The organism is Azospirillum sp. TSH100 (assembly GCF_004923295.1).
Lineage (GTDB): Bacteria > Pseudomonadota > Alphaproteobacteria > Azospirillales > Azospirillaceae > Azospirillum.
In genome coordinates, this window is the sequence record NZ_CP039634.1 from 775823 (window position 1) to 794777 (window position 18955).

General features: G+C 67.3%; 21 protein-coding genes. 12 read left to right on the top strand and 9 right to left on the bottom strand.

The genetic code is table 11. The annotated features are described in order from the left end of the window. Positions 1–98: 98 nt before the first annotated feature. Positions 99–296, top strand: a complete 198-nt coding sequence (locus E6C72_RS03695) for a hypothetical protein (RefSeq protein ID WP_109443468.1) — start codon at positions 99–101, stop codon at positions 294–296. A 66-nt stretch (positions 297–362) separates the two neighbouring features. Here E6C72_RS03695 and E6C72_RS03700 read toward each other — a convergent pair whose 3' ends face one another. From E6C72_RS03700 to E6C72_RS03730, 7 genes are all read right to left on the bottom strand, one after another. After that, positions 363–1139, bottom strand: a complete 777-nt coding sequence (locus E6C72_RS03700; RefSeq protein ID WP_109443469.1) for a succinate dehydrogenase iron-sulfur subunit — start codon at positions 1137–1139, stop codon at positions 363–365. Between the two features lie 26 nt (positions 1140–1165). Next, positions 1166–2950 (bottom strand): succinate dehydrogenase flavoprotein subunit, encoded by a 1785-nt coding sequence (sdhA, locus tag E6C72_RS03705; RefSeq protein ID WP_109443470.1) that lies wholly within the window; start codon positions 2948–2950, stop codon positions 1166–1168. Positions 2951–2955: 5 nt separating this feature from the next. Continuing rightward, positions 2956–3351 (bottom strand): succinate dehydrogenase, hydrophobic membrane anchor protein, encoded by a 396-nt coding sequence (sdhD, locus tag E6C72_RS03710; protein WP_042701290.1) that lies wholly within the window; start codon positions 3349–3351, stop codon positions 2956–2958. 11 nt (positions 3352–3362) lie between these two features. After that, entirely contained in the window at positions 3363–3752 is a 390-nt protein-coding gene (gene sdhC / locus E6C72_RS03715) for a succinate dehydrogenase, cytochrome b556 subunit (protein WP_098738833.1), read from the bottom strand. A gap of 276 nt (positions 3753–4028) precedes the next feature. After that, on the bottom strand, positions 4029–4292 hold the full coding sequence (locus E6C72_RS03720) for a hypothetical protein (RefSeq protein ID WP_063635482.1): 264 nt from the start codon (positions 4290–4292) through the stop codon (positions 4029–4031). Positions 4293–4441: 149 nt separating this feature from the next. After that, positions 4442–5611: a 23S rRNA (adenine(2503)-C(2))-methyltransferase RlmN gene (gene rlmN, locus E6C72_RS03725; protein ID WP_109443471.1), complete on the bottom strand. Its 1170-nt coding sequence runs from the start codon at positions 5609–5611 to the stop codon at positions 4442–4444. A 78-nt stretch (positions 5612–5689) separates the two neighbouring features. Beyond that, the gene (locus E6C72_RS03730) at positions 5690–6160 is read right to left on the bottom strand and encodes an invasion associated locus B family protein (protein ID WP_247875994.1); all 471 of its coding nucleotides are present in this window, start codon (positions 6158–6160) and stop codon (positions 5690–5692) included. Positions 6161–6524: 364 nt separating this feature from the next. On the opposite strand from E6C72_RS03730, the gene E6C72_RS03735 reads away from it, so the two are divergent. The 6 genes from E6C72_RS03735 (at position 6525) to E6C72_RS03760 (ending at position 11493) form a co-directional block, all read left to right on the top strand. Continuing rightward, entirely contained in the window at positions 6525–6899 is a 375-nt protein-coding gene (locus E6C72_RS03735; RefSeq protein ID WP_109443473.1) for a response regulator, read from the top strand. A gap of 65 nt (positions 6900–6964) precedes the next feature. Next, positions 6965–8626 carry a response regulator gene (locus E6C72_RS03740; RefSeq protein ID WP_109443474.1) on the top strand — a complete coding sequence of 554 codons (1662 nt, stop codon included), beginning with the start codon at positions 6965–6967 and terminating at the stop codon, positions 8624–8626. Positions 8627–8750: 124 nt separating this feature from the next. Continuing rightward, complete coding sequence (locus E6C72_RS03745) at positions 8751–8999, top strand: DUF1272 domain-containing protein (protein ID WP_109443475.1); 249 nt, start codon at positions 8751–8753, stop codon at positions 8997–8999. A 111-nt stretch (positions 9000–9110) separates the two neighbouring features. Continuing rightward, positions 9111–9746, top strand: a complete 636-nt coding sequence (locus E6C72_RS03750; RefSeq protein ID WP_109443508.1) for a glutathione S-transferase family protein — start codon at positions 9111–9113, stop codon at positions 9744–9746. Between the two features lie 81 nt (positions 9747–9827). Next, positions 9828–11009, top strand: coding sequence for a M20 aminoacylase family protein (locus tag E6C72_RS03755; RefSeq protein ID WP_109443476.1), 1182 nt, complete (start codon positions 9828–9830; stop codon positions 11007–11009). A 7-nt stretch (positions 11010–11016) separates the two neighbouring features. Next, positions 11017–11493, top strand: a complete 477-nt coding sequence (locus tag E6C72_RS03760; RefSeq protein ID WP_109443477.1) for a protease complex subunit PrcB family protein — start codon at positions 11017–11019, stop codon at positions 11491–11493. Positions 11494–11538: 45 nt separating this feature from the next. On the opposite strand, the gene E6C72_RS03765 is transcribed toward E6C72_RS03760, so the two are convergent. Next, positions 11539–13284 carry a bifunctional diguanylate cyclase/phosphodiesterase gene (locus tag E6C72_RS03765; RefSeq protein ID WP_109443478.1) on the bottom strand — a complete coding sequence of 582 codons (1746 nt, stop codon included), beginning with the start codon at positions 13282–13284 and terminating at the stop codon, positions 11539–11541. A gap of 522 nt (positions 13285–13806) precedes the next feature. Here E6C72_RS03765 and E6C72_RS03770 point away from each other — a divergent pair. The 3 genes from E6C72_RS03770 to E6C72_RS03780 all read left to right on the top strand — a co-directional run bounded on the left by E6C72_RS03770 (position 13807) and on the right by E6C72_RS03780 (position 16834). After that, positions 13807–14646 carry a universal stress protein gene (locus E6C72_RS03770; protein ID WP_109443479.1) on the top strand — a complete coding sequence of 280 codons (840 nt, stop codon included), beginning with the start codon at positions 13807–13809 and terminating at the stop codon, positions 14644–14646. Between the two features lie 345 nt (positions 14647–14991). Continuing rightward, positions 14992–15912: a replication protein RepA gene (locus E6C72_RS03775; protein ID WP_109443480.1), complete on the top strand. Its 921-nt coding sequence runs from the start codon at positions 14992–14994 to the stop codon at positions 15910–15912. 151 nt (positions 15913–16063) lie between these two features. Continuing rightward, the gene (locus tag E6C72_RS03780) at positions 16064–16834 is read left to right on the top strand and encodes a sulfite exporter TauE/SafE family protein (protein ID WP_109443481.1); all 771 of its coding nucleotides are present in this window, start codon (positions 16064–16066) and stop codon (positions 16832–16834) included. Positions 16835–16865: 31 nt separating this feature from the next. On the opposite strand, the gene E6C72_RS03785 is transcribed toward E6C72_RS03780, so the two are convergent. After that, positions 16866–17768, bottom strand: a complete 903-nt coding sequence (locus E6C72_RS03785; RefSeq protein ID WP_109443482.1) for a methyltransferase domain-containing protein — start codon at positions 17766–17768, stop codon at positions 16866–16868. A gap of 99 nt (positions 17769–17867) precedes the next feature. Between E6C72_RS03785 and E6C72_RS03790 the strand changes: the two genes are divergently transcribed. Both E6C72_RS03790 and E6C72_RS03795 read left to right on the top strand, forming a co-directional pair. After that, positions 17868–18134 (top strand): flagellar biosynthetic protein FliQ, encoded by a 267-nt coding sequence (locus E6C72_RS03790; RefSeq protein WP_109443483.1) that lies wholly within the window; start codon positions 17868–17870, stop codon positions 18132–18134. Positions 18135–18145: 11 nt separating this feature from the next. Further along, entirely contained in the window at positions 18146–18925 is a 780-nt protein-coding gene (locus E6C72_RS03795) for a ComF family protein (RefSeq protein ID WP_109443484.1), read from the top strand. The last annotated feature ends 30 nt before the right edge of the window (positions 18926–18955 follow it).

An 18955-nucleotide genomic window follows, 5' to 3' on the forward strand; every position in this document is an offset into this window, starting at 1 on the left:
CGCACGCAATCGTCCCGTGCGAGGGAGCGGATTGCGGATTCGGCCGTTGATACGGGAGAGCGTGCAACCGCGAACAACCGACAGAGGGAAACCACCGCATGCCGATCACCGATCCCGGCCTCAGCACCGCCCCGCCCAACCCCTTCCCCGGCCCGCACGAGGACATCCCCGGCACCAACCTGCCGGGCACCGACAACCCGGACCTGCCCGACCCCGGCGGCCCCGGCACCACCGACAGCCCGGTGCCCGGCAACGACCTGCCGCCGTCGCGCCCGACCGACCCGGATTTCGCCTGAAGGACCGGAAACGAAAAGGGCGCCCCCGAGGGGGCGCCCTTTCCATGTCGCAGACACTGCCCGCGATCAGCGGCGCGCAACCATCAGCTTCTTGATCTCGGCGATGGCCTTGGCGGGGTTCAGACCCTTCGGGCACGCCTTGGTGCAGTTCATGATGGTGTGGCAGCGGTAGAGGCGGAACGGATCCTCGAGGTTGTCGAGGCGCTCGCCCGTCATCTCGTCGCGGCTGTCGGCGATCCAGCGATAGGCCTGGAGCAGGATCGACGGGCCGAGGTAGCGGTCGCCGTTCCACCAGTAGCTGGGGCAGGAGGTCGAGCAGCAGAAGCACAGGATGCATTCGTAGAGGCCGTCCAGCTTGGCGCGGTCCTCCGGCGACTGCAGCCGCTCACGGCTCGGGGCCGGCGACTGCGACTGCAGCCACGGCTTGATCGAGGCGAGCTGGGCATAGATGTGCTTCAGGTCGGGGACCAGATCCTTCACCACCGGCATGTGCGGCAGCGGATAGATCTTGACGTCGCCCGGCACGTCCTCGATCGCCTTCAGGCAGGCCAGCGTGTTCGTGCCGTCGATGTTCATCGCGCACGATCCGCAGATGCCCTCGCGGCAGGAGCGCCGGAAGGTCAGCGTGCTGTCGACCTGGTTCTTGATGTAGATGATCGCGTCGAGGATCATCGGCCCGAACTTGTCGAGGTCGACCACATAGGAGTCGACGCGCGGGTTCTGGCCGTCGTCCGGGTTCCAGCGGTAGATCTTGAAGGTCTTGGCCCGCTTGGCGCCGTTCGCGACGTTGACGGTCTTGCCGACACCGACCTTGGAGTTGGCTGGCAGGTTGAATTCAACCATGGCTGATTTCCTTTATCCGGCGGGCCTTAGTACACACGGGCCTTCGGCGGGAAGACCTCGACCTCATCGGTCAGCGTGTACATGTGGACCGGGCGGTAATCGATCTTCGTCTCGCCATTGTCCGCGACCCAGATGACGGTGTGCTTCATCCAGCCTTCATCGTCGCGGTTCGGATAGTCCTCACGGGCATGGGCGCCGCGGCTTTCCGGACGGTTCTGGGCGGAATGCAGGGTGGCGACCGCCTGGCCCAGCAGGTTGTCCAGCTCCAGCGCCTCGACCAGATCGGAGTTCCAGACCAGCGAGCGGTCGGAAATGGCGATCTCGCCCTTCTTGGCATAGACCGCGTCGATCTTCTTCACGCCCTCGTCCAGGACCTCGCCGGTGCGGAAGACGGCGCAGTTGTTCTGCATCGTCCGCTGCATCTCCAGCCGGAGGTCGGCCGACTTGATCGAGCCCTTGGCGTTGCGGATGCGGTCGAACCGCTCCAGCGCCTTGTCGCAAGCATCCGGCTTGACCGACGGGGCCTTGCCCGGCTGGACGATCTCGGCGGCGCGGATGGCGGCCGCACGGCCGAACACCACCAGATCGAGCAGCGAGTTGGAGCCCAGGCGGTTGGCACCGTGGACCGACACGCAGGCGGCCTCGCCGATCGCCATCAGGCCCGGGACCACCTGGTCCGGGTTCTCCGCGGTCGGTGACAGAACCTCGCAGTGAACGTTGGTCGGGATGCCGCCCATGTTGTAGTGGACGGTCGGCAGAACCGGGATCGGCTCCTTGGTCACGTCCACGCCGGCGAAGATCTTGGCCGTCTCGGCGATGCCGGGCAGGCGCTGGTGGATGATCTCCGGCGGCAGATGCTCCAGATGCAGGTGGATGTGGTCCTTGTGCTCACCCACGCCGCGGCCCTCGCGGATCTCGATGGTCATCGAGCGGGACACGACGTCGCGCGACGCCAGATCCTTGGCCGACGGGGCATAGCGCTCCATGAAGCGCTCGCCGTTGGAGTTGGTCAGGTAGCCGCCCTCGCCGCGCACGCCCTCGGTGATGAGGCAGCCGGAGCCGTAGATGCCGGTCGGGTGGAACTGCACGAACTCCATGTCCTGGAGCGGCAGGCCGGCGCGCAGGACCATGCCGCCACCGTCGCCGGTGCAGGTGTGGGCCGAGGTCGCCGAGAAATAGGCGCGGCCGTAACCGCCGGTCGCCAGCACCACCAACTGGCCGCGGAAGCGGTGCAGCGTGCCGTCGTCCAGGTTCCAGGCCAGCACGCCCTTGCAGACGCCGTCCTCCATGATGAGGTCCAGCGCGAAGTATTCGACGAAGAACTCCGCCTCATGCTTCAGCGACTGCTGGTAGAGGGTGTGCAGGATGGCGTGGCCGGTGCGGTCGGCGGCGGCGCAGGTGCGGTAGGCCTGGGTCTTGCCGTACTGCGCGGTCATGCCGCCGAAGGCGCGCTGGTAGATCTTGCCTTCCGGCGTGCGCGAGAAGGGCACGCCGTAGTGCTCCAGCTCGATGATCGCCGGGATGGCCTCGCGGCACATGTATTCGATGGCGTCCTGGTCGCCCAGCCAGTCCGACCCCTTCACGGTGTCGTACATGTGGTAGCGCCAGTCGTCCTCGCCCATGTTGCCGAGCGCCGCCGAGATGCCGCCCTGCGCCGCCACGGTGTGGGAGCGGGTCGGGAACACCTTGGTGATGCAGGCGGTCTTCAGGCCCTTTTCGGCCATGCCGAAGGTGGCGCGCAGACCGGCGCCGCCGGCGCCGACGACGACGACGTCATAGGTGTGGTCGATGATGTTGTAGGCGGTCGCCATGGTCGTCAGGCTCCGATGAAGATCTTCACGACGGCCAGCACGCAGGCTGCCGCCAGGGCGAAGGACAGGAACTTGACGCCGATGATCAGCGCCATCTTCTGCCATTCGGCATGCACGTAGTCCTCGATCACCACCTGAAGCCCGGACTGGGCGTGGTGGAAGGTGACCACGGCGGTGAGGATCATCATCACGGCCGAGAAGGGCGACTTCATCCAGGCGACGAAGGCGGCGTGATCGGCACCGAGATGGCGGATGACGCCGAAGACGAACCAGACGGTCAGCGGGACGAGCGCGATCGCGGTCAGGCGCTGCGACCACCAGTGTTCGGTGCCATGCTTGGCGGAACCCAGACCGCGCGCGACCTGCAGCGGCGAGCGGAGGGTCTTGCTATTGGACGCCATGTCTTATCTCCTCACCACACGGCCAGGCCGACGATCCAGGTCAGCACGGTCAGCACCGCCGTCGCGCCGAGGACGACCTTGTTGTTGCGGTCGGCATCGGTCAGCTCGAACGACTTGCCGGCGTCCCAGACCAGATGGCGGATGCCGTTGCACAGGTGGTAGTACAGCGCCGCCGACCAGCCGAACATCAGGAGCAGGCCGAAGAAGGAGCCGATGAAGCCCTGCGCGCGCGCGAACGCCTCCGGACCGGCGGCGGCGGCGACCAGCCACCAGACCAGCAGAAGCGTGCCCACAGCCAGCCCCACGCCCGTGATGCGGTGCGTGATGGACATGACTGCGGTCAACGGGAGTTTGTAGACTTGAAGGTGCGGGGAGAGCGGCCGACCGCTGCCGTTTGCCATTGCGTCGTCCTCTGTTCGCGGCCGGACGCGGCGCAACATGACGATTGCCGCGGCGGCTGGGTGGTGCGTGCCCTTTTGAGACGGCTGTCCCGTCCTATTGGTTGGCGCAATGAATTACGCTCCCGCAGCATCCGAGTCAACGGCGGGGGGTGGCCGAAAGTGCTGGTGTGACGATTTTGGCGCAGCGCGGGAAGTGGCTGAAAAGAAACGGGCTTCCGGTCCTGTGGTAATACCAGCGAACGAGGCCAGTTGCAGGCCGTCGCGCCTGCGCTGTCGCTACTTGTCGAAGCGGCGCACGTTCTCGACCATCATCGAGTACATTTGCGTAATCAATTCAGTCGGACGAAGACGGCCGAACGGAATGTTGTCCTTGGCCCATTCGACCAGTCCCGGCGGCGGCTTCAGCGGCGCCACCTCATACCCCGCCTTCTTCAGCGCGGCGGTCACCGCCTTCGCCTGCTTGGCATAATCCTCGTTGAAGAAGGACTTGTCGGCGTCCTTGATCGCCTTGGCGATGATGTCCTCAATGGGGGCGGGCATGCCGATGCTTGGGCCGGGTCTGGTTGGCGGGTGCCGACACCCTGTCACAGCACCGCGCCCTTCGCAATTCCCGGAGGCTGGAGCTTTTCGGGAAGCCGCATCGCCGCGGACAACAACGCCTGCGCATGGCAGAGCGCCTGCTTAGGTGCTTACGACGCCAGCGCCGCGTCCTTCTCTGCGATGACGGCGGCAATGGCGGCGCGTTCGGCGGCGGTCATGCGCAGGCTGGCGCTCTTCAGCTGGCCGCAGGCGGCCATGATGTCCTCGCCGCGCGGGGTGCGCACCGGGCTGGCGTAACCTGCATTGTTGACGATGTCGCCGAAGACCTGGATCGCCCGCGCGGTCGACCGCTCGTACGGAGCGCCCGGCCATTCGTTGAAGGGAATCAGGTTGATCTTGGCCGGAACGCCTTCCAGTAGCTTGACCAGCGCCCGCGCATCGGCCGGCGTGTCGTTGATCCCCTTCAGCATCACATACTCGAAGGTGATGCGGCGGGCATTGGACAGGCCGGGGTAATTGCGGCAGGCCTCCATCAGATCCCGCAACGGGTATTTGCGGTTGATGGGCATGATGATGTCGCGCAGCTCGTCGGTCACCGCATGCAGGCTGACCGCGAGGTTGACGTTCAACTCCTGGCCGCAGCGCTCCATCATCGGCACGACGCCGGAGGTCGACAGCGTGATGCGCCGCTTGGAGATCGAAATGCCGTCGCCGTCCATCACGATCTTCAGCGCCTTGGCGACGTTGTCGTAATTGAACAGCGGCTCGCCCATGCCCATCATGACGATGTTGGACAGCATGCGTCCGTCGGGCGGCGCCGGCCATTCGCCCAGCATGTCGCGGGCCAGCATCACCTGCGCCACGATCTCCGCCGAATCGAGGTTGCGCACCAGACGCTGAGTGCCGGTGTGGCAGAAGCGGCAGGTCAGGGTGCAGCCGACCTGGGAGGAGACGCAAAGCGTGCCGCGATCCTCCTCGGGGATGTGGACGCTCTCCACCTCCTGCCCGTCGGGCATGCGCAGCAGCCACTTGCGGGTGCCGTCCGCCGATTTCAGGTCCTTCACCACCGTCGGCCGCGCCACGATGTAGGCGTCGGCCAGCTTTTCCCGCACCGGCTTGGCCAGCGTGGTCATCTCGGCGAAATCGGTGGAGCCGCGGTGATAGATCCAGTGCCAGAGCTGGCGTGCCCGGAATTTCTCCAGGCCGACCGACAGCATCTCGGCCTCCAGCTCTTCGCGGGACAGGCCGACAAGGTTCTTGCGTCCGTCGGCATCGGTCGCCGGCAGAACGAAGGCGGAAGCATGATTGGAGGCGCTCATGGCCCCATTACATAGGGCCATGAGCGCGCGGAGTCAAAAGACTCGAGGGGAAAAAGACCGAGTAAACCGCTGCGGCGATCAGCGCTTCACGCCGCAGGCCTCGTTGATGGCGTCATAGGCCTGCCCGACACCGGCCAGGCTGTAGGTGTCGGTCGTCTTGGTGCCGCGGCCGGACACGCCCTTCACCACCATCTGCTTGCCGTTGCGCAACGCCGTCGTCACGGCGCGGTCGGCATCGGCGTCGCGGGCCCAGGCGGTCTCACCGTCGGTGAACAGCTTGAAGTCCTTGCCGTCGATGCTGACCTCGGCCTCGCTGCCCTTCTTGAACGGATAGCCGACGATGATGCTGACGACGTCCAACGCCTTTTCCGCCGGACGGTGGGTGACCAGCGTGTAGATGTCGCCGCGCTTCGCCTTCGGCTCCGACTTCTTGGGCTGGCTGGACATATAGCACACCTTCTGGCCCTTCTCCTCGAACAGGAAGGCATTCCAGTCCTTGAAGGTGCCGAGATGGCGCGGGTCGGCAGCGGCGGCCGGCGCGGCGGTCATACCGGCAGCCATCAGTCCGGCAGCGGCAATGGAAGAGACGACAGAACCGGCAAAGACGGCCCCGGCAAATCGGCGGACGGCGTTGGGAAGCAACATCGGTCTTGCGTCTGCTCGTTGTTGGTCCGTGGGGTGCCGGCGGACACTACCCCAAACGGACGGACCATTCCAAGGCCGCCGGACCGGGCAAGACTCGTTTCTCACAGCTTTCCCGTTTCTCACAGCCAGCCCGTTTCTCGCGGCTTGACCTGCTCGCCGCGTGACATTCTGACGCGCATGGGGACAATGGGGAGTCATAAACTTGCCGCTGGCGTAACCGGGGGTTCCCGCTATACCTGCGCCCGGCATGAACGCGACGGGGACTGGCATGGCCAAGCTTTTGGTGGTGGACGACGATCCGGTCACGCGCAATCTGATCCGCGCGATCCTGACCCGCGAAGGTCATGACCTGACCCTGTGCTCCAGCGCCCCGGAAGCCATCGGTATCCTGTATGTTGAGCAGTTCGACCTCGTCCTGACCGACATCATCATGCCGGACCACGACGGGTTCGAGGTCATCAAGGCCGCCCGCGACCTGCGACCGGAGATGCCGGTGGTCATCCTGTCGGCCATCGACGACAAGGTGCCGGCCGAGCTGACCTCCGCCGCCTTTGCCAAGCTTGGGGTATCTCGGGTCATCTCCAAGCCGGTGAACCCCAGCCTGCTGGCATCCGAGGTGGTGGCGGCACTTGTCGCCGGTTGAATGAATCGTCTGATGGGATTACTTTGCCGGACGCGCATCACACACGCGCAACCGCTGGGAATGCCATGCTCCACGACGATGCACGGCCGGAGATGGCCGGTCCGGTCGCCAAGCCACCGTTCAAGCTTCTGGTCGTCGATCCCGATCCGTCGCTGCTGGTCACCGCCCGGTCAGCACTCAATGGGCTGTCCATCGACGGCGCCGGAGTCGAGCTGACCGGCGCCAGCTCGGCCGCCGAGGCGCGCGACGCCCTGCAGCGGCATCCCGACACCGCCCTGATCCTGCTGGAAACCGCGCTGGAAGGTCCGAGGACGGGTCTGGAACTGGTGGCCTATCTGCGGCGCGAGTTGGGCAACCAGCGCACCCGCATCCTGGTCTGCACCGACGACCGCGAGGCTGAAACCGGGAGCGGGGATACCGGAAACGAGGATGAGGCCATCGCCGCCAACGACGTCGGCGACTGGCGGGCGAAGGCCGAGCTGACGCCGCGCGCCCTGCGCACCGCCGTCGCCGGCCAACTGCGCACCTTCGCCAGCCTCCAGGCGTTGGCAGCCGGGCGCAAAGGGCTGGCGCGCATGCTGGTCGCCACCACCGGCCTCTTGGAGATGCGCACGCCCGACGTGCTGTTCCCCAACATCCTGCCGCGCGTCGTCGGGCTGCTCGGCATCGGCCACCATGCGCTGCTGTGCATCCAGGGCGACACGCTGCCGCGCGACCGCAAGATCCGCGTGCGCGCCTCCACCGGCCGCTTCGCCAAGTGGAAGGATGTCGAGGTCGCGGAACTCGGCGAACCGCGGGTGGAGGCGGCGCTGGAGCGGCTGTCGCCCAGCAGCGAGACGGTCATCGAGCCGGATTTCTGCGCGCTGCGCCTGCGCGCCAACGGCGGCATCACCGGTATGATCTATGTCGAGGGCCGCAACGACGGCACCGCCCGTGAATGGCAGCTGATGGAGCTGTTCCGCAACAAATGCTCGATCGCCTTCGAGAACGCCCTGCTGATCGAAGAGCTGAACACCTCACAGAAGGCCACCGTCCTGGCGATGGGCGCACTGGCCGAATACAAGGACAATGCCGCCACCGGCCACCTCCAGCGCATCGAGAAGCTGGTGGGCTCCATCGCCCGCGAGCTGCACCAGCGCGAGAAGTTCCGGGACGAACTGGACGCCGATTTCGTCGAGAAGGTCGGGCTGGCGGCCCTGCTGCACGACGTCGGCATGCTGAGCGTATCGGACGAGACGCTCGGCATGCCCGGCGAGCTGACCGGCATCGACATGCAGATGATCCAGCGCCACACCGAGATCGGCCACCGCATCCTGGCCGAGGCGGCGGTGCCGCTGCGCGGCCGCTCGCTGCTGTCGATCGCGGCGGAGATCGCGCGCTACCACCATGAACGCTACGACGGGTCGGGCTATCAGGAGGGGCTGCGCGGCAACGCCATTCCGATCGGCGCCCGCATCATGGCGGTGGCCGACGTGTTCGACGCGCTGATCACCAGCCGCCAGTACCGCAGCGCCTGGGCGGTGGAGGATGCGATCGCCTGGATCGTCGAACGGTCGGGCCGCGACTTCGACCCCGACGTGGTCGACGCCTTCGTCCAGGTGGTCAGCCGCTTCCAGACCGACGATCCCGGGTGGTTCCCAAAGGCGGGCGGAGGCCACGGCATGCTGGGCGGCGCCATCGGCCGCAAGCTGCGCGCCCTGTTCGGCCGCCGGGCGGAGGCGATGTAGTGTCCCCGCGGGGACAGGCGATCACTTTGGCAGGATCTTGACGCCCATCGGCATCCACGCCACTCACCCCGGCGCGCGAGGCCCGCTATCCTCCACGGTGCATCCCCCAACCGGAGACCGCGCCATGCTGGACCTGCGCCCCAATTGCGAATGCTGCGACCGTGACCTGCCGCCCGAGGCGACCGACGCCTATATCTGCTCCTTTGAATGCACCTTCTGCGCCGGCTGCCGCGCCCGGCTGCCGGGAGAACGCTGCCCGAACTGCGGGGGCGAGCTGGTGCGGCGGCCAATCCGCCCGGCGGCGAAGCTGGCGGCCAATCCACCCACGGCGACCCGCCTCGTGAAGCCGGACGGCTGCGCGTCGCTGTTCTGAACCGCTGCCGGATTGCGAGTGCTGTCGCTGGCGTTCGCCGCGCAAATCAGCCAGACTGGCGCCATCGCTCCCGGGATCCGGCCCCGGACGGAGCGCAGGGACCGTCACAGCATGCTCACGCTCTACAGCTTCCCCACGCCCAACGGACACAAGGCCTCAATCCTGCTGGAGGAGTTGGGGCTGCCCTACGCCGTCCACCGCGTCGATCTGGCGGCAGGCGAGAACAGGCGGCCGGATTTCCTGGCGGTCAGCCCGATCACCAAGATTCCGGCACTGGTGGAGGAACTGCCGGGCGGCCGGGTGCGGCGCCTGTTCGGCTCCGGCGCCATCCTGCTGCATTTCGCCGAGCGCACCGGCCGGCTTCTGCCCGAGGACGAGGACGACCGGGCGGAGGCGATGAGCTGGTTCATGCTCGGCATCAGCGATCTCGGCCCCACCGCCATCGACATGCAGCGCTTCGCCGCCCGCTCCCCCGACCGCATTCCCCACGCCATCGACCTGTACAAGGGCGAGCTGATGCGCTGCTACGCGGCGCTGGAGGAACGGCTGGGCATGGCGGAGTATCTGGCCGGAACGTCCTATTCGATCGCCGACATCGCCTGCTTCCCCTTCATCGCCGCCGCGGCGGTGGCGGGCGGCGGGCTGCTGGAACGCTTCCCCAACCTGAAGCGCTGGCACGACGCCATCGCCGCAAGACCGGCGGTACAGCGCGGCATGATCATTCCCGATATGACCACCTCCGGCTGAACCGCCGGTCTTCGCCCCTCATCCTTCCTCACCCGGTTCTCCCCGAACGCGATCCAGCCGTTCCAACCAGACGTTAGAGACATGCCGATCAACAACCGCATCGCCGCCTTCCAGGACGATATGACCGCGTGGCGGCGCGACATCCATGCCCACCCTGAACTGGGGTTCGAGGAAAACCGCACCTCCGACATCGTCGCCGCGAAGCTGGCGGAGTTCGGCATCCCGGTGCATCGCGGGCTGGGCGGTACCGGCGTGGTCGGCACGCTGACCGGGCTCGGCACCGGTAGCGGCCGGGCGATCGGCCTGCGCGCCGACATGGACGCGCTGCCGATGCCGGAGGCCAACGACTTCGACCATGCCTCACGCCATGCCGGCAAGATGCACGCCTGCGGCCATGACGGCCACACCGCCATGCTGCTGGGCGCCGCCCGCTATCTGGCGGAGACCCGCAACTTCGATGGCACCGTCCACTTCATCTTCCAGCCGGCCGAGGAAGGCCTGGGCGGCGCCAAGCGGATGATCGACGACGGGCTGTTCCAGCAGTTCGACTGCGAACAGGTCTATGGCCTGCACAACTGGCCGGAATTGCCGGCCGGCCAGATCGCCGTCCATCCCGGCCCGGTGATGGCCGCCGCCAACCAGTTCGAAATCCATGTGACCGGGCATGGCGCCCACGCCGCCATGCCCCACCGCGGCATCGACCCGGTCCTGGTGTCGGCCCACATCATCACCGCGGCGCAGAGCCTGGTCAGCCGCGGCACCAACCCGGCCGAGAGTGCGGTGGTTTCGATCACGGTGGTGGAGGCCGGGACCGCAGCCAACGTCATCCCCGACAGCGCGCGGATGCTCGGCACAATGCGCACCTTCTCGGAAGAGAACCACCGCCGCATCCAGGAGCAGTTCGGCCGCCTCGTCTCCAGCATCGCCGAGGGGCTGGGCGCCAAGGCGGAACTGCGCTTCCGCCCCGGCTACCCCGCCACCATCAACAGCGAACCGGAGGCACGCGTCGCGGCAAGCGCCGCCGCCAGGGTGGTGGGGGAGGAGAATGTGGTCTGGGCACCGCCACCGACCATGGCGGCAGAGGATTTCGGCTATATGCTGAAGGAACGGCCGGGCGCCTACATCTGGCTCGGCCATGGCGGCCATCGCGGCCCGGCCTGCCGCCTGCATAACCCGCATTACGACTTCAACGACGCGATCCTGACCACCGGCGCCAGCTATTGGGCGTCGCTGGTCGAGACGATCCTGCCGCGGAGCGCCTGAACGTCCCATGAAGCCGCCGTCCCGTCCCCGTCCGATCTCACGTCTGATCCCGCTGCTGTTCGCTCCCGCGCTGCTTTTGGCCTCCTGCCAGTCCGGTGGCGGCACCGACGGCAACCTGCTGCCGGCCCAGGCGGAGGCCGGCACCGTCTGGCAGGGCGATCACAGCAGCGCCGCCGAGCGCGCCTATGTCGTCGCCCGCGACCCCGGTGAATGGAACGCATTGTGGGCACGGGTCGGCGAGCCGGCTCCGTCCTCGCTGCCCGGCGGGCGGATGGCGGTTGCGGTGTTCCTGGGACCGCGCGATACCGCCGGTTATGGCGTCGCCATCGACAGCGTGCAGCAGAAGGGCGCCGACCTGATCGTCGGCTATCGCGAGATGGTGCCCGGCCCGGCCCAGGCGGTGGCGCTGAACCGCACCAGCCCCTACGCCATCCGCCTGCTGCCCAGCGCGGCCGGGACGCCGAAGTTCGTGCGAGGGAAGTGAGTTTGGTGGAACCGTGTTTGGGAAGGTGGCGTTAAACCGCCACCCTCACCGCGGCATCTGCCACGGCAATTCCCCACCGACCAGCTTGCCCGCGTCGGCCGCCGGCAGCGGACGGGCGAAGTGGTAGCCCTGGCCGTAGTCGCAGGCCAGCGCGCGCAGCAGGTTGGCGTCGGCGCTGGTCTCGATGCCCTCGGCGATGACGTCGAAACCGAGCAGGCGCGCCAGATCCATGATGATGCGGACGATGGCGCGGTTTTCCTCCGACTGGTGCATGGCCGAGACGAAGGACCGGTCGACCTTCAGGCTGTCGATCGGCAGCTTGTGCAGGTACGACAGCGACGAATAGCCGGTGCCGAAATCGTCGATCGACAGCTTGATGCCCAGCGCCCGCAGGTCGCGCAGCAGGCGGATCGACTGTTCCGCCTTGTCCATCACCGCGCTTTCCGTCAGCTCCAGCTTGATCCAGGACGGCTCCACCCCGGTTTCGCGCAGCACATCGCGCACGACCTGGACAAAGTTGGGGTCGGACAGCTGGTGGGTGGACAGATTGACGCTCATGAACAACGGGGCGGAGCCCGGTTCTCGCCGGTCCTGCCATTCAGCGATCTGCAAACAGGCCTGCCGCAGCACCCAGGTGCCGAGCGACACCACCAGACCAGTGCTCTCGGCGATCGGAATGAAGATGCCGGGAGGGATGTTGCCGCGCTCGGGGTGGTTCCAGCGCATCAGCGCCTCGAACCCCGCCAGCCCGCCGGTCACCATCTCCACGATCGGCTGGTAGGCCACCCACAGGTCGCTGCCGCTGTCGAGCGCGCTGCGCAGGTCGTGCTCCAGCCGCACCTGCTCGACCACATGGGAGTGCATTGCCGGGTCGAACCAAGCCTGCCGGCCGCCGCCCTGCTCGCGGGCGCGGGCGGTGGCGATCTCGGCATCGCGCAGCACGTCGTCGGGGCGCTCGTGGGTCGGAGCCGCAACGGCGACGCCGATGCTGGCGGAGAGGAAAACCGTGCCGCCGGAGCTGGAGCGGGCGGAGCGCACCACCGCCGCAAGTTCCTCGATGGCGCTTTCCAGCGCCGGCCGGTCGCAGGCCCCGCCGGCCAGCATGGCGAAGGCATGGTCGCTGACACGGGCGATCAGGTCGAAGGCAGCGGCCTGCACCGCCATCCGCTGGGCCAGACCGTCCAACACCTCGTTGGCGAAACCCTGGCCCATGCTGCTGCGGATTTCCGCGAAACGGTCGATGTCCAGGATGACAAGGGTGAAGGGCTCGCCCATGTTGCGGTAATCCGCCATATGCTTCAGCAGCATCAGGCGGTTGGCCAGCCCGGTCACCGGGTCGTAGTAGGCGAGGCGGAACAGGTCGTCCTGCACCTGCCGGCGTTCGGTCATGTCCTGAACGACGACGAAATAGCCGGCGATGCTGCCGTCTTCCAGCCGGTACGGCGCATGCAGCCGCATCACATAGCGCTGCTGGCCGTTGGCCTGGGTGATCCACCCTTCCGTGTGCAATGTCTCGCCCGCCAGCGCGCGTTCGGCCTGGACCATGGTGCTGCGCTGCAGCTCAGGCCCCAGATGCACGCCGATGGTGGTGCCGAGCGCCTTCTCCAGCGTCGTCCCCATCATCTCCAGATAGGCACGATTGGCGTAGATGTGCCGCCGCTGCGGGTCCATCAACGCCACCTTCACCGTCATGGCGTCGAGAATCTGACGCAGGGCGTCAAGCCCCGGCGCGCCGGATGTGGCACCCGATAAAGCGTCGGCCAGCGCGGTGATTCGGGGATCAGGACTCATGGCGAGGATAGAGCGGGGTACTCATCAGGAAATCGATACCCAACACTTACGCGAAGTGTCACCCGCCCGTCAAAACCAAAGCGGCCATAGTGCAACAGAGCTTGAACGTTTCTACAGCCGGTTCAACGGAAACACGGCTGCATATCCATGGGCATATCATAGTATTCATTCAAGCGCGGGTTGCACCATCGCCAAACGCACAATCCAGGTTTTCCGTTCCTCATCGCGCGAGTGGAGGAAATGTCTTCGTCTTGTGTCGGCGCATCTGCGGCCTGTGATTGTGTTTGCGATCGAAAGTTTGGCCTGGGATCTGTCTTGTGCGGTGCAGGAACGCGGCTGAGGCATGGCTGTGCCCAGCAATGGAAAGACATCGGCAAACCGGCGCGGATTTATACTGCCAATACAAGTGGGGCCAACGAAGCTGAGGATGTCGCCCGGCCAGCCCCCGGCGCCGCCCTGATCGTAAATCCCCGATTCCCCCAACGAGGGGCAACGATCATCATTTTGGGCAGGAACCACGCCATGCCTCTCAAGGATTTCCTCGTCGTCGTCGACGATACGCCCGCGTCAGCAGCGCGTCTCGACCTTGCGGCACGGCTCGCGGCACGGTGCGATGCGCACCTGACCGCGCTCTATGCCTTCACCGACACGGTCTTCCCCGGCTACATCGAAGCCGAAATCCCGCAGGAATTGCGCGATAGCCGCCGCCAGAGCCGCAATGACCAGACGGACCGGATGCGGGCGGCCTTCGACGACGTCATGCGCCATCACGGCCTGACCGACCGGTCCGAGTGGCTGGCCCAGGAGGGCGATCCGACCATCACCACCGCCGTGCGCGGCCGTTATGCCGATCTGGTGGTGGTGGGCCAGCCCGATCCGGACCGCGACCGCGACCAGCCGGTCGCCCAGCCGGCCGATCTTCTGTTCGAATGCGGCCGGCCGCTTCTGGTCGTGCCCTATGCCGGCCGCTTCTCCACCATCGGCGAGCGGGTGCTGGTCGGCTGGAACGGCAGCCGCGAGGCGGCGCGCGCTGTCGGCGACGCCCTGCCCCTGCTGACCACCGCCAAGCGCGTCGTGGTGATGGCCGCCAATCCTAAGCCCGGCCTCAACGGCCTGGGTGACGAGCCCTGCGCCGACATCGCCCGCCACCTGTCGCGCCATGGCTGCCGCGTCGAGGCCACCCATGTCGCCACCGACGTGGTGGAGCCCGGCGACACGCTGCTGAACATGGCCGCCGACGAAAGCTGCGACCTGCTGGTGATGGGAGCCTACGGCCGTTCCCGGTTCCGCGAACTGGTGCTGGGCGGCATGACCCGCTTCATCCTGCAGCACATGACGGTTCCGGTGCTGATGAGCCATTGAGGAAGGAGGGGGATGGGCGTCGACACCCGTGGGGTTAAGCGACCGCCAATCCCCCCTCTCAAGCCACCCCGAGTCCCTTCCGAGTCTCTCCGCAACCAGCACGAGTCGCCCCGCGCAGCCCGTGGGGAAAAGCGACCGGCCACCCTTATCCACCCCGGCGACCGTGGGGGAAAGCGGCGGAGTCGTGGGGAAAAGCGGCGCGACTCGGGGTTTCCCCATGGGGACAAGCGGCGACTCAACTAATAAGTCTAACAACTAACCACCGACTAGCACGGTCGCCTAACCCCACATTGACTCCACCGCCCACGGCTCACCAGGATGCCACAACATCTGGGTGAGGGCGCCATGGGCGACATACACAGGCTGGTGATCGAACATGGCCGGGACAAGGCGCGCGCCCTGGTCCGGCCGGAGGAGCGGACGCTGGTGGACATCGCCGCCGACATCCTGGCGGACGAGAACCAGCATCTCGGCATCACCTACAGCGGCTTCTGCCTGACCAGCCTGCCGCACAAGAAGCTGGCCGACGACGTGCCCTGGGAAAAGCGCGGCCATCAGGTGACGCTGCTGGTCGAACCGGGCCGCCTGAAGGTGAACGGCAAGATGAAGCTGTTCGGCGTTCCCTATGGCGCGCGGGCGCGGATGATCCTGATCTATCTGCAGACCCAGGCGGTGCGCACCGGCCGCCGCGAGGTCGAGCTTGGCCGCTCCATGCGCGACTGGCTGACCCGCATGGGCATCAGCGTCGGCGGAGAGACCTTCCGCGGCTTTCGCGAACAGTCGTTGCGCATCTCCGCCTGCTCGCTGAAATTCTTCTGGGACGGCGAGGATGCCGACGCCTTCGAGAAAGGCGGCATCGTCAAACGCGGCCTGATCTTCCACGACGCTCTCGGCGACGACCGCCAGGGCACGCTGTGGAACGACGTGGTCCAACTGGACGAGACCTTCTTCCAGGCCCTGCGCGACCATCCGGTGCCGCTGCTGGAGGAGGCGGTGCGGCAGTTGAAGGACCGCTCGCTCAGCCTCGACCTCTATGTCTGGCTGGCCTACCGGCTGCATTCGCTGAGCCGGCCGCAGCCGATCTCCTGGCCGTCGCTCTATGCGCAGTTCGGCGCCGGCTACGACCAGATGAAGCATTTCAAGCCGCGCTTCGTCCAGGCCCTGCAATATGCGCTGGCCGCCTATCCGGATGCGAAGGTCGAACCGGCCGACGATGGCGTCGTCCTCCATCCCAGCCGCCCGCCCATTGCCCGCCTGCTGGCGTGAGGGCGTGGGGTTAAGCGACCGGCGCCGAAATCCCCATGGTCGCTTTCCCCCACACGTTCCAAAGCTCGCCGTCGCCATTGACCCACGTCATTGGGCCGTCCTCCCCTCCCTCCTAAGATCGCCGCCAGTTCCCGAACGGAGAGGCCCTGCCTTGGACGCCCTGTCGCTGCTGGATGCCGGACTGAACCAGTGCGCCGTGGTCATCGACCGCGACGGCGGGCTGTTGCTGGCGCTGCTGACCGCCGGGCTGGTCGGCGGCACCACCCATTGCACCGGCATGTGCGGTCCCTTCGTGCTGGCCCAGGTGTCGGCGCGGCTGGAGCGGGTGCCGCTGTCGGCGATGTCGGAGTTCCGGCGCCTGACCGGGGCCGCCGTGCTGCCCTATCATGCCGGCCGGGCGACGACCTATGCGCTGATCGGCGCGCTGTCGGCCTCGGTCGCCGGCCATGTCGGCGCACTGCCCGGCCTGCGCTGGCTGTCGGTGGCGCTGCTGGCGCTGGCGGCGCTGTTCTTCCTCGGCTATGCCGCGCGCGGCATCCTGTCCTGGCTGCCGAAGGCGCCGCCGCTCGGCGGCGACGGGGTGCGGCGCTGGTGGGCGGATCGGGTGTCCGGCCTCGCCCGGCCGCTGTTCGGCAATCCGACGGGTTGGCGCGGCTATGGGCTGGGAGTGGCGCTGGGCTTCATTCCCTGCGGAATGCTCTATGGCGCCATCGCCGTGGCGGCGGCCAGCGGCAGTGCGTTGACCGGCGCGCTCGGCATGGCGGCCTTCGCGCTCGGCACGGTGCCGAGCCTTCTAGTGGTCGGGCTGGCCGGCCACATCGCCGGCCGCACCTGGCGCACCGCGGTCGCCCGCATCGCCCCGGCGATCATGCTGGTGAACGCCGGGGTGCTGGGCTGGATGGCCTGGAAGCTGGTTGCGTAAACCAGCCTCCCAGCCTGTTTCCCACCAGCATTCAGTGAATGCCGCAGCCGCCCTTGAGGGCGTCGCCCAACGGGACCTGCCCGCTGCCGGGCTTCAGGGGCTGCTGCTGGCTCTCGTGCGGCGACCAGCCGGCGAGATAGAGCACCTCGAAGGTCACCGGAATCCGCCCGTCCGGCTCGGCATAGAGTTCGGCATAGCGCCGGGCCGCATCGAACAGCAGGGCGCGGGTTGCCGGAACCTTGCGACGGGCCAGCACGGCGTTGGTCTCGCCCATGCCGCGCAGCTCGCGCATCAGGGCGAAGGCGTCGGAATAGGTGACGGTGATGACATCGCTGTCGACCACCGGCAGGGCGAAGCCGGCCCGTTGCAGCAACCCGCCGGCATCCTTGATCTCGGCAAACGGCGACACGCGGGGAGAGACGCCGCCCGCCACCTCCATCTCCGCCTCGTACAGGCAGCGGCGCAGTTCGGCCAGCGTCTGGCCGCCCAGCATGGAGGCACAGAAGAAGCCGTCGGGCTTCAATGCCTGCCGGATCTGCACCAGGGCACCCGGCAGGTCGTTGACCCAATGCAGGCTGAGATTGCTGACCACAAGATCGAAGCTGCCGGAAGCGAAGGGCAGGAACTCCTCATCGGCGGCAACGGTGGAATTCCCAGGACCGGCGGCTGCGCGGGCGAAATCCGGCGACAGGTCGCAGGCGACCAGCCGTTCGATCCCCTTGCGGCCGTTCAGGATACGGCCCATCGCCCCGTCGTGGCAGCCGACGTCCAGCGCCAGCGGGAAGGGACGGATCACATCCTCCAACCGGTCGGCGAGGCGGTCGGCGATCTCCTCGAACAGGAAGGCGTGGTCGGTGAATTCGGCGACGGCGCGGTCGCGGCGGCGGCGGACGAGCGCGCGGTCGAAGACGGTCATGCTGTCGGGGCTTGTCATGGCCGCACTATACCCCAGCCCGGCGGCGCGACAACCGTGCTACACTCGCAGCCCAGCTACATTGTCCGCGCCACCACTTTCCATCGGGACAGCTCCGGAATGGGCATCGACGAAGCCATCGCAGTCAGCCACGAAGCGCTGATGGTCATCCTGAAAATCTCGCTGCCGACGCTGGGCGTCACCGCCCTGCTGTCGGCCGGACTGATGCTGTTCCAGAGCGCCACCAACATCAACGAATCCTCGTTGCAGCAGGATATGAAGTTTTTCGCAACGCTGCTGGTCCTGTTCGTAACCGGCCCGGCGATCTATCTGGCGTTGCGCGACTATACGGCCGTGATCTTCGAACGCATCGCCATGCTGCAGTGACGGGACGGACGATGCAGGCACCAGCGCGTCTCGCCGGCCCTCTCGCTGGATTGGGCCGTATCGCCGCCGGCGCGGCGGCCCTGCTGCTGGACGCGCTGCTGCCGCCGCGCTGCCTCAGCTGCGGCGAGGCGGTGGACCGGCAGGGCGGCCTGTGCGCGGCCTGCTGGGTCAAGCTGACCTTCATTGCCCCGCCGCTGTGCGCCTGCTGCGGCCTGCCCTTCGAATATGAGGCGCAGGAGGGCGCGTTGTGCGGCGCCTGTCTGGCCGCCCCGCCGCCTTTCGCCCGCGCCCGCGCCGTCCTGGCCTATGACGATGGCAGCCGGCCGCTGGTGCTGGGGTTCAAGCATGGCGACCGCATCCATGCCGCAAAATCCTATGGCGTCTGGCTGGCGCGGGCCGGCCGGGAGCTTCTGGAGGACGCCGACCGGCTGCTGCCGGTGCCGCTGCACCGCGCCCGCCTCTTCCACCGCCGCTACAACCAGGCGGCCCTGCTGGCACAGGCGCTGTCGCGGCACAGCGGCGTTCCCGTCACCCCCGACCTGCTGCAACGCCAGCGCTCCACCCCGACCCAGGGCGGGCTGGACCGCCAGGGCCGCCACCGCAACGTCAAGGGCGCCTTCCGCCTGCGGCCAGGACAGTCGGTGAGGAAACAGGTGACCGGACAGCGGCTGGTGCTGATCGACGACGTGATGACCACAGGAGCGACGCTGGCGGAATGCGCTCGGGTCCTGCTGCGCGCCGGGGCCGCCCGGGTCGACGTGCTGACGCTGGCGCGTGTGGTTCAGCGCTGACGCCTGAAAAGGGCTACGCCCGTCGATGCT